11 protein-coding genes are annotated in these 13,639 nt (G+C 71.4%); 2 read left to right on the top strand and 9 right to left on the bottom strand.

Going from position 1 to position 13,639, the window contains the following annotated elements; translation table 11 throughout:
• The first annotated feature begins 198 nt into the window (after positions 1 to 198).
• Together VF092_21230 and VF092_21225 are read left to right on the top strand one after the other, a co-directional pair.
• Positions 199 to 2,832, top strand: a complete 2,634-nt coding sequence (locus tag VF092_21230; GenBank protein ID HEX6749829.1) for an IPT/TIG domain-containing protein — start codon at positions 199 to 201, stop codon at positions 2,830 to 2,832.
• Between the two features lie 287 nt (positions 2,833 to 3,119).
• Complete coding sequence (locus tag VF092_21225) at positions 3,120 to 5,066, top strand: hypothetical protein (protein HEX6749828.1); 1,947 nt, start codon at positions 3,120 to 3,122, stop codon at positions 5,064 to 5,066.
• Positions 5,067 to 5,213: 147 nt separating this feature from the next.
• Here the strand turns inward: VF092_21225 and VF092_21220 are convergent, their stop codons facing one another.
• The 9 genes from VF092_21220 to glpK form a co-directional block, all read right to left on the bottom strand.
• Complete coding sequence (locus VF092_21220; protein HEX6749827.1) at positions 5,214 to 5,483, bottom strand: hypothetical protein; 270 nt, start codon at positions 5,481 to 5,483, stop codon at positions 5,214 to 5,216.
• 194 nt (positions 5,484 to 5,677) lie between these two features.
• The gene (locus tag VF092_21215) at positions 5,678 to 7,162 is read right to left on the bottom strand and encodes an ammonia-forming cytochrome c nitrite reductase subunit c552 (protein HEX6749826.1); all 1,485 of its coding nucleotides are present in this window, start codon (positions 7,160 to 7,162) and stop codon (positions 5,678 to 5,680) included.
• Between the two features lie 37 nt (positions 7,163 to 7,199).
• The gene (gene nrfH, locus VF092_21210; protein HEX6749825.1) at positions 7,200 to 7,682 is read right to left on the bottom strand and encodes a cytochrome c nitrite reductase small subunit; all 483 of its coding nucleotides are present in this window, start codon (positions 7,680 to 7,682) and stop codon (positions 7,200 to 7,202) included.
• A 242-nt stretch (positions 7,683 to 7,924) separates the two neighbouring features.
• Positions 7,925 to 8,560 (bottom strand): GTP cyclohydrolase I FolE, encoded by a 636-nt coding sequence (gene folE, locus VF092_21205; protein HEX6749824.1) that lies wholly within the window; start codon positions 8,558 to 8,560, stop codon positions 7,925 to 7,927.
• A gap of 308 nt (positions 8,561 to 8,868) precedes the next feature.
• Positions 8,869 to 10,440, bottom strand: a complete 1,572-nt coding sequence (locus VF092_21200) for an FAD-dependent oxidoreductase (protein HEX6749823.1) — start codon at positions 10,438 to 10,440, stop codon at positions 8,869 to 8,871.
• 258 nt (positions 10,441 to 10,698) lie between these two features.
• Positions 10,699 to 10,986, bottom strand: coding sequence for a hypothetical protein (locus VF092_21195; GenBank protein ID HEX6749822.1), 288 nt, complete (start codon positions 10,984 to 10,986; stop codon positions 10,699 to 10,701).
• A gap of 286 nt (positions 10,987 to 11,272) precedes the next feature.
• Positions 11,273 to 11,677 carry a hypothetical protein gene (locus tag VF092_21190; GenBank protein ID HEX6749821.1) on the bottom strand — a complete coding sequence of 135 codons (405 nt, stop codon included), beginning with the start codon at positions 11,675 to 11,677 and terminating at the stop codon, positions 11,273 to 11,275.
• 129 nt (positions 11,678 to 11,806) lie between these two features.
• On the bottom strand, positions 11,807 to 12,139 hold the full coding sequence (locus VF092_21185; protein ID HEX6749820.1) for a hypothetical protein: 333 nt from the start codon (positions 12,137 to 12,139) through the stop codon (positions 11,807 to 11,809).
• Positions 12,140 to 12,141: 2 nt separating this feature from the next.
• Positions 12,142 to 13,632 carry a glycerol kinase GlpK gene (gene glpK, locus VF092_21180; GenBank protein ID HEX6749819.1) on the bottom strand — a complete coding sequence of 497 codons (1,491 nt, stop codon included), beginning with the start codon at positions 13,630 to 13,632 and terminating at the stop codon, positions 12,142 to 12,144.
• Positions 13,633 to 13,639 lie beyond the last annotated feature (7 nt).

The following is a 13,639-nucleotide window of genomic DNA, read 5'->3' as shown; positions in this document are numbered from 1 at the left end:
GGGCGGCCGTTCCCCATCTCCCGTGACGATGTGACCCCATCTCACCCTCGCCGTCAGGAGAGGGTCCCGGCGCGCTGGACGGATCGAGACGCGCAAAACCGTTTACGCGCACCGTGGACGGCGCCAGATTGTGGCGCGCCATGTTTCCGGCCGCCCGCCCGGCTTCCCATCTCCGCAGCACCTCCACCGCAGGTCCCGATGGGCCGACTCCCCCCGCGCCGCGCCGCGGCCGTCCTGGCGATCTCCCTCGCCGCCGCGTGCGACCGGCAGCCCACGCAGTCGCGCGGCACGGGCGACGCGCCGCCTGCCGCCATGGCCGCCGTCACCTGCACGGGCGACGTGCGCGCGGGAAGCATCACCTGCCAGCCGCGGACGCCCTCCGCCGCGAACGGCGTGCGGCTGGACCAGGCCATTATCGGCGGGCAGGGGCGGCTGGTGCAGCTCCGCTCCGCGTCTCCCGCGTACGGCGGCGGGTTCTTCACCTTCTCCGTCACCGTCCAGAATCTCTCCACCCTCCCCTTCGGCACCGAGGACGGCGAGGTCCGCACCCCCGCGGGCGTGCAGGTGTTCTTCTCCGACGGCCCTGTGGCGACGAGCGGGACGGGGGGGATCGAGGTCTACAACGCCGACGGGCTGGGCACCTTCGTGCGCTCGGGGCAGCCCTACTTCCAGTACGGCGGCGAGATCGACGGGAATCTCCAGCCTGATCTGGGCGAGGACGGCATCCTCTCCCCCGGCGAGACCTCGGCGCCGAAGACGTGGATCCTGCAGATGCCGGCGACGGTGGAGACGTTCAGCTTCACCCTCTACGTCGCGACCGCGCACCCGGAGGGAACGCTGGACAGCGCGGTGCCCTCGATCGACGGCATCCTTCCCAGCACGCTGCAGCCCGGCTCCACGGCCACCATAGTCGGCGCCAACTTCGCGGCCGACCCCCAGCAGAACACGGTGACGATCGGCGGGGCGGCGGCGACGGTGACCGGCGGCGGCACCAGCGTGCTGCAGGTGACCGTCCCCTGCGCCCCGTCGGGCACGGCCGCGGTGGCGGTGACGGCACGGGGGATCGCCGGCGCACCGGCGAGCGCGACGATGCTGGCGCCGAAGCGCACGCTCGCCGCCGGGCAGAGCCTGGTGCTGACGGACGCCGCCGACGCGCGCTGCAACGAGCTGACCGCGACGGGCGCCGCCAGCCGCTACGTGGTGGCGGTGTACGACGTCGACCCGTCGCCCACCAGCGTCACCGCCTTCCAGGTGGCCGGGCTGCAGCCGGGCGGGGAGATCGCCAATCCCGCCGTCCCCGGGCGCGACCGGCTCGCCGCCGAGCGGCCGCGGCTGGGCGGTGGCGCGTCGCTCGACGGCGCCGCCGCGCGCGCGGCCCGGGCCCGCGCGGAGCTCGGGCACCTGGACGTGCTGGAGAAGAATCGGAGGGCGTACGAGGCGCTGATGCGGCGCTTTGGCCGGTCGGCGCGCCCGCGGGCCGCGCTGGCGTCGGTCTCCGACACGCCGCCGCTGCACCGGATGATCCGCGTCCCCGACCGCAACGCCACCAGCATCTGCACGCACTGGTATCCCGTCTCCGCCACGCGCGTCTACTACGCGGGGAAGCTGGCCATCTACGAGGATGACGCCACCCCCTCGTCGCTGAAGGCGGCGTCGAACCCCGCCATGGCCGCGTACTGGCAGCAGCTGGGCGACGTCTACAACGCGCAGCTGGAGCCCATCGTGCGCTCCAGCTTCGGCGACCCGCTGCGGCGCGACTCGAACACCGACCACGACGGCGTGCTGATCGCCGTCTCCACCCCGCTGTTCGGCTCGGTGTTCGGCGGGCTGGCGGGCTTCGTCACCTCCTGCGACCAGTTCCCCAACGACGGCGCCGCGGACAACCCGGTGAACGGCGCCAGCAACTTCGGCGAGTACGTCTACTTCAACCAGCCGGGCATCGCCTCGTCGGGATACTCCGCGTACACCCCCGAGCGCTGGTACCACGAGGTGCGCACGGTGCTGGTGCACGAGGCCAAGCACGTGGCGTCCATCGCCGCGCGGGTGGCCAACGGCGCGCCCACGCTGGAGGCGTCGTGGCTGGAGGAGGGCACCGCGCGCCACGCCGAGGAGCTGTGGTCGCGGATCTACGTCTACGGCGCGGAATGGAAGGCCGACACGGGGTATGGCGGGGGAGACTGGCCGAACGGGCTGTACTGCGACTGGCGCTTCACCGACGCGGCGTGCCTGTCCGCCACCCCCAACCGCCCCACGCGGACGATGGCGCCGCACTTCGCGAGCCTGAGCTCGTTCCTGACGGACCCGCGCGTCTACTCGCCGTTCGGCCGGACGGCGTGGGACAACGAGGCGGTGTTCTACGGCGCCTCGTGGTCGCTGGTGCGCTTCGCGTCCGACCGCTATGCCTCCTCCGACGCCAGCTTCCTGCGCGCGCTGAACGAGGCGACGACGTACGGCACCGAGAACCTGTCCGCGCGCGCCGGGGTGCCGATCGAGCGGCTGCTGGGCGGGTGGGCGCTGTCGCTCTTCGCCGACGACTACCCCGGGGTGCCGGGGAGCGACCCTGACCTGCGCTTCGCCACCTGGAACCTGGCCAGCATCTTCGCGGGGCTGCACGCCGACGACCCGGGCACCTACGTCCGCGCGTATCCCGCGCAGCCGTGGGCCACCGGGTTCGGCAACTTCACCGCCGCGTTTCCCGAGATCGTGGGCGGCGGCGTGATCTACGTGGAGCTGTCGGGGACGCAGGCGAAGGCGCAGGTGCTCAGCCTGCAGTCGCTCGACGGCGGCGCGCCGTCCTCGTCGCTCCGCATCGCCATCGCCCACCTCCAGTAGCCATCGCGACATCCAGAAAAGAAAGTCTCACGCAGAGGACGCAGAGGACGCAGAGTGAGTTCTCTGCGTCCTCTGCGCCCTCTGCGTGAGACTTTTCCGTTCTGCCGCCCCGGCGGGGCGCCTCAGGTTTTCCTTGCGTCTCCCGGCGCGACGCGGCAACGTACGGACCCCCCGCATCGCGGGTCGGCGGCGGTCCTTCCTCCAGCGCTTCCAGTGCACCCCGCGTTTTCCGTGCGCCACCCGGACGCACGGCTCCTCAGGCCAACCCCCGGCCAGGGCAGGGCTCCATGAACAACGTGTTCTTCGGCATCGCCAACGACCGCTACGACACCGGCGACGACCCCGCCGTGGCGATCAACCGCTCCAACCAGGTGGTGGAGGTGCACGAATCCGACGGATGGTTCACCACGCTGTGGTACAACTGCGGCCACGTGGTGGGCTCGGAGATCACGTGGACGGGACACGGCACCATCAACGACGACGACGGCCACCACCCCTCCGTGGCCGTGAACGACAGCGGCGTGGTGGTGGAGGCGCACGACTCGGGCGACGTCACGCTGTGGTACTGGGTGGGCCAGGTGAAGGACGGCGACGTGACGTGGAGCGGGCACGACAAGATCGGCTACAGCGGCGACAACGGCGGCATCACCCCGGGCATCGCCATCGACAACGCGGGGCACGTGGTGGAGGTGCACGACTCCGGCATCGGCGAGCTGTGGTACTGGGTGGGCCAGGTGAAGGACGACTCGATCAACTGGACCGGGCACGGGCCCGTGAACTTCAACCCGGACGACGGCCCCGACGACGGCTACAACCCGTCGGTCGCGATCAACGCCTCGGGACAGGTGCTGGAGGTGCACGAATCCGGCCTGGGGGACCTGTGGTACTGGGCCGGGCAGCTCAATGCCGACAACACCATCACGTGGACGGCGCACGGGCAGTACGACTCGGGCACGCGGCCGACCGTGGCGCTCGGCGACGACGGCTTCGTCGTCGAGACGCACACCGGGTCTGGCGGGAGCTCCGTGTACCAGCGGCTGGGGCAGCTCGTCGGCAGCACGCTCACGTGGACGGACTGGCTGCAGACGGGGAACCCGAGCCACTACTTCGACGACGGCGTGGCTCCGTCGGTGGCGTTCCGCGGTGGCGCGGCGGTGCAGGTCCACACCTCCGAGTGGTCCTCCGACCTGTTCGCCACGGCGTCGCTGTACTTCGACCGCGCGAGCTGGATGCAGCAGTACCTGGCCGTGCTGGGCGCAACGCCGCTGAACCGGCTGGTGCTCCCGGCGAGCCACGACGCGGCGATGTATCCCGAGTCCGCGCTGGCCGGGAAGACGCAGGACCTCGACGTCGGCTCGCAGCTTCGCGACGGCGTGCGCTGGTTCGACCTGCGTCCGGCGGACAAGGACGGGACCTTCTACCTCTACCACGGCAACGGCACCGTCACCATCTGGGGTCCGCCGCTGTCCGACGTCCTCGCGCAGATCGCCGGATTCATGCAGGGCCACGCCGAGCTGGTGCTGCTCAAGTTCTCGCACTTCCAGGACTTCACCAGCCAGAGCGTGTACGACGCGTTCTTCAAGCAGGTCTACGAGGCGCTCTCCACCTGGATCCGCCCCGGCATCCCCTCGGCGGGAACCCGCCTGGGCGCCGCCACCCTTTCCAAGCTGCTGGAGCCGGGTGGGAACTGCGTGGTGCTGCAGGATTCGACCTACTCGCCGCCGTCCACCATCCCGGCCGGCGCCATCCGCAGGTACCGCGACTGGTGCGACTCCGACGCCGACACGGGTGACCTGACCGTCTTCGACGTCTACTCCAACACCATCGACCTGGGCACGATGATCGCCGGGACGGACCTGGTCCCGGGGAACGGCAATCGCGCATGTCCGGTGGTGGTGCCGCAGGGGCAGCTTCTCCGGTTCGCGGAGTTCACCGGCATCTGCCGGGACGGTAAGACGCCGTGCGACCTCTTCCTCCTCTCGTGGACGCTCACTCCCGTCACGGCGGTGTGGCCGTTCTCGCGCGAGGCCAACGCGTCCCTGGGCCCGCAGCTCGCGAGCGAGGGCGCCAACGCGTACGGGAGCGTCGCCAACCTGCTCTACACGGACTACGTCGAGTACGCCCGCTCCGCGGACGTGGCGCTGGTGCGCAACGGCTGCGCGAGCGCCGCCGCCCCGCCCGTCGCGGTGCCGCTGCCGGCCGAGCTCCCGCAGCCGGCGCCGGTCGTGAGCTGAGGCGAGGTGCTCGTCCAACCTCCCGAAGCACCGCAATACCTTCAACAAAGCGGGAAGAACAGGTCTCACGCAGAGGGCGCAGAGGACGCAGAGAGAGTTCTCTGCGTCCTCTGCGCCCTCTGCGTGAGACCCTTTCTGTTTACAGACTCAGGCCGTCGCGGCGCCGTCGCAGACGAGGATGCAGCTGTGCCCGCAGTAGGTGTTCCAATCGCAGGTGTCGCAGGTGTCGTCGCCGCAGAAGGTGTAGCCGCAGCTGCCGGCGCCGGACGCGTCGCAGTCGGGCTTGGCCGTGTCGCCGCCGATCCAGGCCGCGTCCACGGCACCGGCGGCCGCGACGGTGCCGCGCCCGGCGGGGTGGTCGGCGGCGGCGAAGGATTCCACCCGCAGGTCGGCCGGGTCGAGCATCAGCTTCTTCATGGGCAACCGTCCTCGTCTCGTGGCTGGAGATGGCGAGCGCCGGCGAGAGCGCAATCCTCGGCGTGAACCGGGAAGCCGGACCGGCGCGGTGGGGGTGCCGAAGACGATGCCGAGACGGAGACCTGCATGCAAGAGCCTGCGCACGATCGATCGCGCGCAGGCTCGTTCGGAGCGGAGATGGGGATCGCGCCGCGTCAGCGCGAGCCGCCGTGCTGCGTCACCCCCGACGGCGTCACCAGCTGCGGCGGCGCGGGACGGCGGGTGACGGTGGCCGCCTCGCCGCGCAGCGCCGCCTGGCCCAGGCGCGACTCGTTGATCGAGAGCGCCAGGATGCGCGCGGCCTCCTGGTCGGCGTGGAAGCCCATCGAGTTCTCCGCCTCGATGAAGTCCACCAGGAATTGCGCGCGGCGCTGAAAGTGTCGCGCCGCGTCCAGCCGCGCGGCCGGCGCGCCCCCGCGCTGCGCCGCCGCGATCCCGCGCGTGAGGTCCAAGACCGCGTCCAGCGCGATGTTGCGCATCTGCCAGGTTCGGTCCTGGATCGTGTGCACCCGCTCGCGCAGCTCGTCCTCGCTGAAGTGGTGGCAGGTCTGGCAGGCGCGGTTGAGGTTCAGCAGCGGGCTGCGCACGTGGTGGTCGCTGATCTTCGTCGCCCCCACCCGCTGGTACGGCATGTGGCAGTCGGCGCACGCCACGCCCGAGCGCGCGTGGATCCCCTGGTTGTACAGCTCGAACTCGGGGTGCTGCGCCTTCAGCACCGGCGCGCCGCTCACCTGGTGCACCCAGTCCCTGTGCCCGTTGGCCTCGTAGTACGCCAGGATGCTGTCCGCCGTGATGCCGCGGTCCCACGGGTAGGTCAGCCGCTTCTCCGGGCCGCGGAAGTAGTACTCCACGTGGCACTGGCCGCAGACGAAGGTGCGCATCTCCTGCCGCGTGGCCATGGTGTTCACGTCGTAGTCCTGCACGCCCTGGCTGGCCCTGAGGGCGCGGATCCCCTCGATGAAGCCGGGGCGCGTCACGCGCAGCTGCATCGTCTCCGGGTCGTGGCAGTCGATGCAGGAGACGGGGTGGCGGACGTACCGCCGTGCCTCGGCGTACGGCATGGGGTTCATCCGCTCGAACCCGCGGATCAGGTCGCCGCCGCCCAGCCGCTTGTAGGGGACGTAGACGGAGGCGTGGCAGTGCAGGCAGGTCCCCGGCTGCTTCGCGGCCTGCTGGCGCTCGGTGAAGAGCTGGTCCTCGAGCATGTAGGCGTGGCCGCGCTCCTCGCGGAAGTCGCGGGCGAAGGCGTAGCCGGCCCACAGCTCGCGCAGCCGGGGGTCCTCCTCCAGCCGCGACTGCGCCGTCACCGCGCGCGGATCGGCCGCCGTGGGGTCGCGGGGCACGGCCTCGCTGCCGCCGTAGCGGGTGCGCACCTGGTCCACCGTGCGGCGGTAGCCGTCGTACTGCAGCGGGAAGTTCTTTCCCCACACCGCCGGGTCGGTGATGGTGTCGTTCAGCTCCACCACGCGGTAGAACGGGTTCCGCGCCTCCTGCTTGCGCTGGAAGATGTTGGTCAGGAGCGCGGCCAGGCCGACGGTCAGCAGGCCGGCGGCCACGGCGGCCAGCACGATCCAGCGGCCGGACGCGAAGCGCGAGCGGCGCGGCGCGGGACCGGGAGCGGGAGGCGGCGGATCGGTCATGGTCATGCCCCGGATCGGGTGGGAGATCGGCGGCCCGTCAGCGGACCCAGTGGCCCACGTCGCTATGGCAGCGCGTGCACGCCAGCCGCTCTTCGGTGCCGCCGACGCCGTCGGGCGCGCGGCCGCCCGCCCCGTGCTCGATGGCGTCGGTGATCTCCTCGTGGCAGTGGCGGCAGGCGCCCTCGGTCACCCGGCGGTTGCGCGCGGTCATCCGCAGGGGATACGGGTAGGTGCCCGAGGTGAAGTAGAACGAGTGCCAGAAGCCGTTCAGCCCCTTGGTGTAGTACTTCCCCGCGAGGTTGTGCGGCGCGTGGCAGTCGTTGCACACAGCGACGTTGTGATGGCTGGAGCGCTGCCACGCGGAGAAATGCTCGCGCATCACGTGGCAGTTGGCGCAGGCGCCGGGATCGTTGGTCAGGTACGACGCGCCCCGCGCGTAGACGAAGGTGAACGCGCCCAGGCCGGCCGCCGCGCCGATGATGCACCCCGCCGCCAACGCCGCCGCAACGCGCCGCCGCATCCGTCCAGTCCTGTCCCCGTGTCCGGCCTCGGCGCGGAAGGCGCCGCCCGGACTGTATCGCACGCAATCGCGGTGCCCTCCCCGGGGTCTCGCGGGTGACCCGCTTGGAGCTTCTTGGCCCGCGTGGTACGGCGCCGGACGTCCCGACGGCCCACACGCGCGCATATCGGGGATACGGCGAGGGCCGGCGCGCGCGCCGGCCCTCGATCTTCGACGAAGCGGAATCCCTCAGGGGGATGATGCTACCGGTGCGCCAGGCGCAGGAACTCCTCGCGGGTGCGGGCGTCGTCGCGGAACACGCCACGGAGCGCGCTGGTGATGGTGGACGAGTTCTGCTTCTCCACCCCGCGCATCATCATGCACAGGTGCGCGGCCTCGATCACCACGCCCACGCCGCGCGGCTGCAGCACGTCGCAGATGGCGTCGGCGATCTGCTGCGTCAGCCGCTCCTGCACCTGCAGCCGCCGCGCGAACACCTCCACGATGCGCGGCAGCTTGCTCAGCCCGATGATCTTGCCGTCGGGCACGTAGGCCACGTGCACCGTGCCGAAGAAGGGGAGGAGATGGTGCTCGCACAGCGAGTACATCTCGATGTCGCGCACCATCACCATCTGGTCAGAGTCTTCCTCGAACACGCCCTGGCCGACGACGTCGCGCACGTCGGTGGCGTAGCCGCTGGTGAGTGCCGCGAGCGACTTGGCGACGCGCTCGGGGGTTCGCAGCAGCCCCTCGCGGTCCGCGTCCTCGCCCAGGAGTCCGAGCTGCCGGCGAACGAGCGCCGCCAGTTCGTCCTGCGCCGCGTCCGCATGATGGATGCGCCGCACGCGCAGCTCATCGCCCTCGTCCAGCCGTTCCGCCGCGCCGGTGCCGATCGCCATCGTGCCTCTCTCTTTCTCGGTAAGTCGTTCAAACGAATACAGATCTGGACGCATCCCTCCACCATCGCCCGTCACCGCAAACCAGGGTGATCGACGAGCGGACAGGCAGGCATCCGCGCGGCCGCGGGCGGCCCCCTCCCCCCAGCCCCCTCCCCCGCTGCGCAGGGGCGGGGGAGAACTAAGCGCGTGAACTGAAGCCCGTCCCCGCGCTGAGGTCTCCCCTCCCCCATCCCTCCCCCCTCGTGGGGGAGGGGCCGGGGTGGGGAGAGCCGGCGGCCGTGCGAGCACCATCCTCCCGGCGCCGAATCCTACCCCACCCCCGCTCCCGCCCCGCCGCGAATCGCCGCCTCGACGGCGGCCAGGTCGCCCGCCTCGATCCCCGCCTCGGCGCGCAGGCTCTGGCGGTCGCGCGAGATGGTGGCGATGGCCAGCGGCTTTCCGCCCTTGCGATAGACCGCGGTGCAGTCGTGCTCGCGCGGCTCGCCGTCGAGCTCGATGGCGTCCCACTTCTCGGCGTGGCCCACATAGTTGATGGTCACGTCGTAGTGCGCGCTCCAGAAGAACGGCGCCGCGTTGAACCGCTCGCTGGCGCCCAGCATGTTGCGCGCGACGGTCTGCCCCTGGCGCTGGCCGACCACCCAGTGCTCGCTGCGGATGCGCTGCCCCGTCCACGGGTCCGGCCAGCGGCACACGTCGCCCGCCGCCCAGATCCCCGGCGCGCTGGTCTGCAGCTGCTCGTCGACCACGATCCCGCCCTCCACCTGCAGCCCCGCCCACTGCCCCAGTGCCACCCCCGGCCGCACCCCGATCCCCACCACCACGAGGTCCGCCTCCAGCGACGGCCCGCTCTTCAGCGCCACCGTGTGTCCGTCGATCCCCTGCACGCCGTCCTTCAGGTGGAACTTCACCCCGTGGTCCTCGTGCAGGCGCTGGATGGACCAGCCGAGCTCCGGCCCCAGGATGTTGCCCAGCGGCAGCCCCTCCTGGCTGACCACGGTGACGTCGAGCCCGCGCGTCCGCAGCGACGCCGCCACCTCCAGCCCGATGAAGCTGCTGCCGACCACGACGGCGCGCTTCTCCTTGCTTGCCGCGCCGATGATGGCGCGGCTGTCCGCCAGCGTGCGCAGATAGAACAGGTGCGGGATGTCGCGCTGCGAGAGCGGCAGGCGCACCGGCTCGGAGCCGGTGGCGATGAGGAGCGCGCCGTACGTGTACGCCTTGCCGTTCATCAGCCGCACGCGCCGCTTGGCCGGGTCGATCCCGATCACCCGCGAGCCGAGCGCGAGGTCGACGCGGTTCTCGGCATACCACTCGGGCGGGAAGAGGGGGATCCACTCCTCGGGCGCGTTCCCGGCCAGGTAGTCCTTCGACAGGTTCGGCCGGTCGACGGGTCCGTCGGTGGTGGCGTCGATCATCGTCACCGGACCGTCGTAGCCCTGCCGGCGCAGCATCTCCGCGCACGCGCTCCCCGCCGCGCCCGCGCCGACGATGACAACGGACTCCGGCGCCGCGGCGTGCTTCCTCGCCGCCGGCGCCGCTTCGCGCTTACCGGTGACGAAGACGCGGCCGTCGCGCGTCTCGACGTTCCAGCACCCCGTCGAGCGCAGCGCCGGCGCGGCGACCGCCTCGCCGGTGCGCAGGTCGAAGCGCGAGTGGTGCGCGGGGCAGCGGATGGTTCCGTCCACCACGATCCCGCCGCCCAGCGGCACGCCGTAGTGCGTGCAGTTGGCGTCCAGCGCGAACACCTCGCCGCCCGCGCGGACCACGACCACCGCCTCGCCGTTCGCGTGGCCGGTGAGGATCGCGCCCTCCCCCAGCTCGTCCAGCGGCACGCCCTCGGTGAGGTCGGGCCCCTCCAGCTCCTGCTTCTCGCCGCCCATCTCACTCCTCCGCTCGGTTGGTGGCTGGAGATAACGCTACGACATCTTCCCATAGTTTGTCAACAACTTCTTTGACATATTCGATCGGACGTGCTCGATCGCGACGAGGCGAAGTCGCCGCATCGCTCGTTCCGCATCTCCCAGGATCGATCCAAACCTGTCTGCAGAAACGACTTGTGGCCGGAGAGACGATCTCCGGCCACTGGCGAGCGCGGCTACGTCCGGGCGTCCGCCGTCTCGCCTGGACGGCTCCGGCGCCTACCGCGCCGGCGAGGAGAGGGCCGGCTCGCCCGCGGTGAGCAGCTTCTGCTGGAAGGCGACGGTCTCCTCCAGCTCGGCCACGCTGGCGCGGAGCTGCGAGACGTCGTCCTCCAGCTGCAGCATGCGGCGCTCGACGAGGCCGTCGTTCACCGCGGCCGAGCTCTCGCGCAGGCGGATGATGGAATCCACCATCGGCTTCATGATCAGCCGCGCGGTGATCGCCAGCGCGGGAACGCCGAAGACGATGAACATCATCACGAACATCACCGCGTCTTTCGGATCCATGAGCGACGATCCCGGGGAGGGTTGAAGAAGGACGATTGGGGCGAGGAGTCCTACGGCGCCGCCCGGCGGGGTGTTTCAGGGCAGCGTCGTGCATGGGAGGAAAAGCCTGAGCCTGTCATTCCGAAGGCGCTGCGCCGCCCTGTCCCTCCGTGCCAAAGACGTGGCGCCTGAGGAATCTGTGGCCGGCTCATAAGCCACGCTCCGCCTGTCGCTCGGACGCATGCGATGGATTCCCCGGGTGCCGCCCGGGCATCCGCGATTGCAGATTCGAAGCGGCGTCGTGCGGCTACGTGGCCTGGCTGGCGCGGGCGACCTCGACGTACGAGTCCCAGCGGCAGTTGGCGCAGGTGACCTTGTGCGGATTGTGCATCCGACCTACCTCGGTGAAGCTCTGCACCGTGCCGCACTTGGGGCACGCGCCGTGGAGCGACAGCAGCGTGCGGTGCTCGCGCAGGTGGTTGAAGGCGCGGAAGACCGCCACCAGCAGCACGATGATGGGCCACGGGAAGTGCGGCGGAATGAAGACCACCACCGGGATCAGAAGGAGCAGCGCCAGGTCTTTCAGCACCTGCGCGCGCCGCCAGCGGCCGCTCCGCTCCAGCACGCGCGCCCGCGCCTCGCTCGCCGCGCCGCCCATGAACACCAGCCGCGCCGGCACCTCCGGAATTCCCGGTAGCTCCGACTGATACATCTCCGTCACTCCCAGATGCGAGAAATCGCGCGCCGATCTCCGCATCGGCGCGCGCCTGGTGGGAAACGCAGACAAATATATGGGAAACCATGCAGTTGCGCATCTGCCGCACCTGCAGCCTTCCCTCCGCTACTTCGCCTGGGCGGCCACGGCGGTGGCGAACCCGACGCCGCCCAGGTCCCACGCCAGGTCCAGCACCGACGCCGTCTCGTCCGGGTTGCGCGCGTCCATCAGCTCCTTGGCCACGCCGATCGCCGCGCCCGTCCCCGCGCCGACGTAGAGGCTGGTGCGGTGGTCGGCGCCCGCCAGCCGCGCCCCGCCCGCCGCCAGGCTGGTGGCGATGAAGGAGACGAAGAAGTGCTGGAACTTGTCCTCGCCGAACAGGCGGTCGCGCGGCTGCTTCGGTGCGTCGCCGCCGGGGGCGTTGAGCGAGAAGCAGAGGCAGAGCAGCAGCTTGTCCATCGTCATCCCCCTCCCGTGGCCCACGCGGACGCGGCATCCACCGCGCGCCGCCATCCCGCGAGCGCCGCCGCCCGCTCCTCGTCGTCCATCGTCGGCGCGAACACCGCCTCGTCCGGCCGCGCCGCGGCGAACTCCTCCGGCGTCTGCCAGAATCTCACCGCGAGACCGGCGAGGCCCGCCGCGCCGCGCGCCGTCATCTCCACCAGCGACGGGCGGCGCACGGGGATGCCGAGCACGTCGGCCTGGAACTGCATCAGCCAGTCGTTGGCCGCCGCGCCGCCGTCCACGCGCAGCTCGGGCATGCGCACGCCCGCATCGCCCTCCATCGCCTCCACCACGTCGTGGGTGGAGAAGGCCATGGCCTCGAGCGCGGCGCGGGCCAGGTGCGCGCGCGTGGCGCCGCGGGTGAGCCCGAACAGCGTCCCCCGCGCGCGCGGCTCCCAGTGCGGCGCGCCCAGCCCGGTGAACGCGGGAACGAAGTAGACGCCGTCGTTCGAATCCAGCGACCGCGCCAGCGCCTCCGTCTCCGCCGCGTCGCGCAGGATGCCCAGCCCGTCACGCAGCCACTGTACCGCCGCGCCGGCGATGAAGATGGAGCCCTCCAGCGCGAACGCCCGCTCGCCGCGCGGCCCGCACGCCGAGGTGGTCAGCATCCCGTGCCGGCTGGGGACGCGCTGATCGCCGGTGTGGACGAGGAGGAAGGCGCCGGTACCGTACGTGTTCTTCCCCTCCCCCGCGGTCCAGCAGGCGTGGCCGTAGAGCGCCGCCTGCTGGTCGCCCGCGATCCCCGCCACCGGCGCCTCGCCCTCGAACGCCGCGCCGTCGGTGGCGCCGTAGACGTCGGACGACGCGCGGATCTCCGGCAGCACCGCGGCGGGGATGCCGAACAGGTTCAGCAGCGCGGGATCCCACGCGTCGCCGTCGAGCGAGTAGAGGAGGGTGCGGCTGGCGTTGGTGCGGTCGGTGAGGTGGAGGCGCCCGCCGGTCATCTTCCAGACCAGCCAGCTATCGATCGTCCCCGCCGCCAGCTCGCCCGCCTCGGCGCGGGCCCGCGCACCGGGGACGTTGTCCAGCAGCCACGCCAGCTTGGTGGCGGAGAAGTAGGGGTCGATGACCAGCCCGGTGCGCGCGCGGACGTCGTCCTCGCGACCGTCCTCCTTCATCCGCCGACAAAGATCGGCCGTCCGGCCGTCCTGCCAGACCAGCGCGTGATGCACCGGCTCGCCCGTCTCCCGGTCCCAAAGCACGATCGTCTCGCGCTGGTTGGTGATCCCGATTCCCGTCAGCCGGTCGATGCTCGTCCCTGCGTGCGCCGCGGCGACCTTGGCGACGCGGCGGGTGACGTCCCAGATCTCGGCCGCGTCGTGCTCCACCCAGCCGGGGCGGGGGAAGTGCTGGGTGAACTCGCTGTAGGCGCGGCCGCGCACCTGCCCATCGCGGTCGATCACCAGGCAGGTGGTGCCCGTCGTCCCCTGGTCGATGGCGAGGATCATCCGCGTG

It is taken from the genome of Longimicrobium sp., assembly GCA_036377595.1.
In the GTDB taxonomy this organism is placed as follows: Bacteria; Gemmatimonadota; Gemmatimonadetes; order Longimicrobiales; family Longimicrobiaceae; genus Longimicrobium.
Note: the sequence above shows the minus strand (reverse complement) of the source record. Positions and strands in the feature narration are given on the sequence as shown.

Bases quoted from the DNA above. Each gene is read 5' to 3' on its own strand.
- VF092_21230 (HEX6749829.1), top strand. From the start codon at position 199: ATGGGCCGACTCCCCCCGCGCCGCGCCGCGGCCGTCCTGGCGATCTCC.
- VF092_21225 (HEX6749828.1), top strand. From the start codon at position 3,120: ATGAACAACGTGTTCTTCGGCATCGCCAACGACCGCTACGACACCGGC.
- VF092_21220 (HEX6749827.1), bottom strand. From the start codon at position 5,483: ATGAAGAAGCTGATGCTCGACCCGGCCGACCTGCGGGTGGAATCCTTC.
- VF092_21215 (HEX6749826.1), bottom strand. From the start codon at position 7,162: ATGACCGATCCGCCGCCTCCCGCTCCCGGTCCCGCGCCGCGCCGCTCG.
- nrfH (HEX6749825.1), bottom strand. From the start codon at position 7,682: ATGCGGCGGCGCGTTGCGGCGGCGTTGGCGGCGGGGTGCATCATCGGC.
- folE (HEX6749824.1), bottom strand. From the start codon at position 8,560: ATGGCGATCGGCACCGGCGCGGCGGAACGGCTGGACGAGGGCGATGAG.
- VF092_21200 (HEX6749823.1), bottom strand. From the start codon at position 10,440: ATGGGCGGCGAGAAGCAGGAGCTGGAGGGGCCCGACCTCACCGAGGGC.
- VF092_21195 (HEX6749822.1), bottom strand. From the start codon at position 10,986: ATGGATCCGAAAGACGCGGTGATGTTCGTGATGATGTTCATCGTCTTC.
- VF092_21190 (HEX6749821.1), bottom strand. From the start codon at position 11,677: ATGTATCAGTCGGAGCTACCGGGAATTCCGGAGGTGCCGGCGCGGCTG.
- VF092_21185 (HEX6749820.1), bottom strand. From the start codon at position 12,139: ATGGACAAGCTGCTGCTCTGCCTCTGCTTCTCGCTCAACGCCCCCGGC.
- glpK (HEX6749819.1), bottom strand. From the start codon at position 13,632: ATGATCCTCGCCATCGACCAGGGGACGACGGGCACCACCTGCCTGGTG.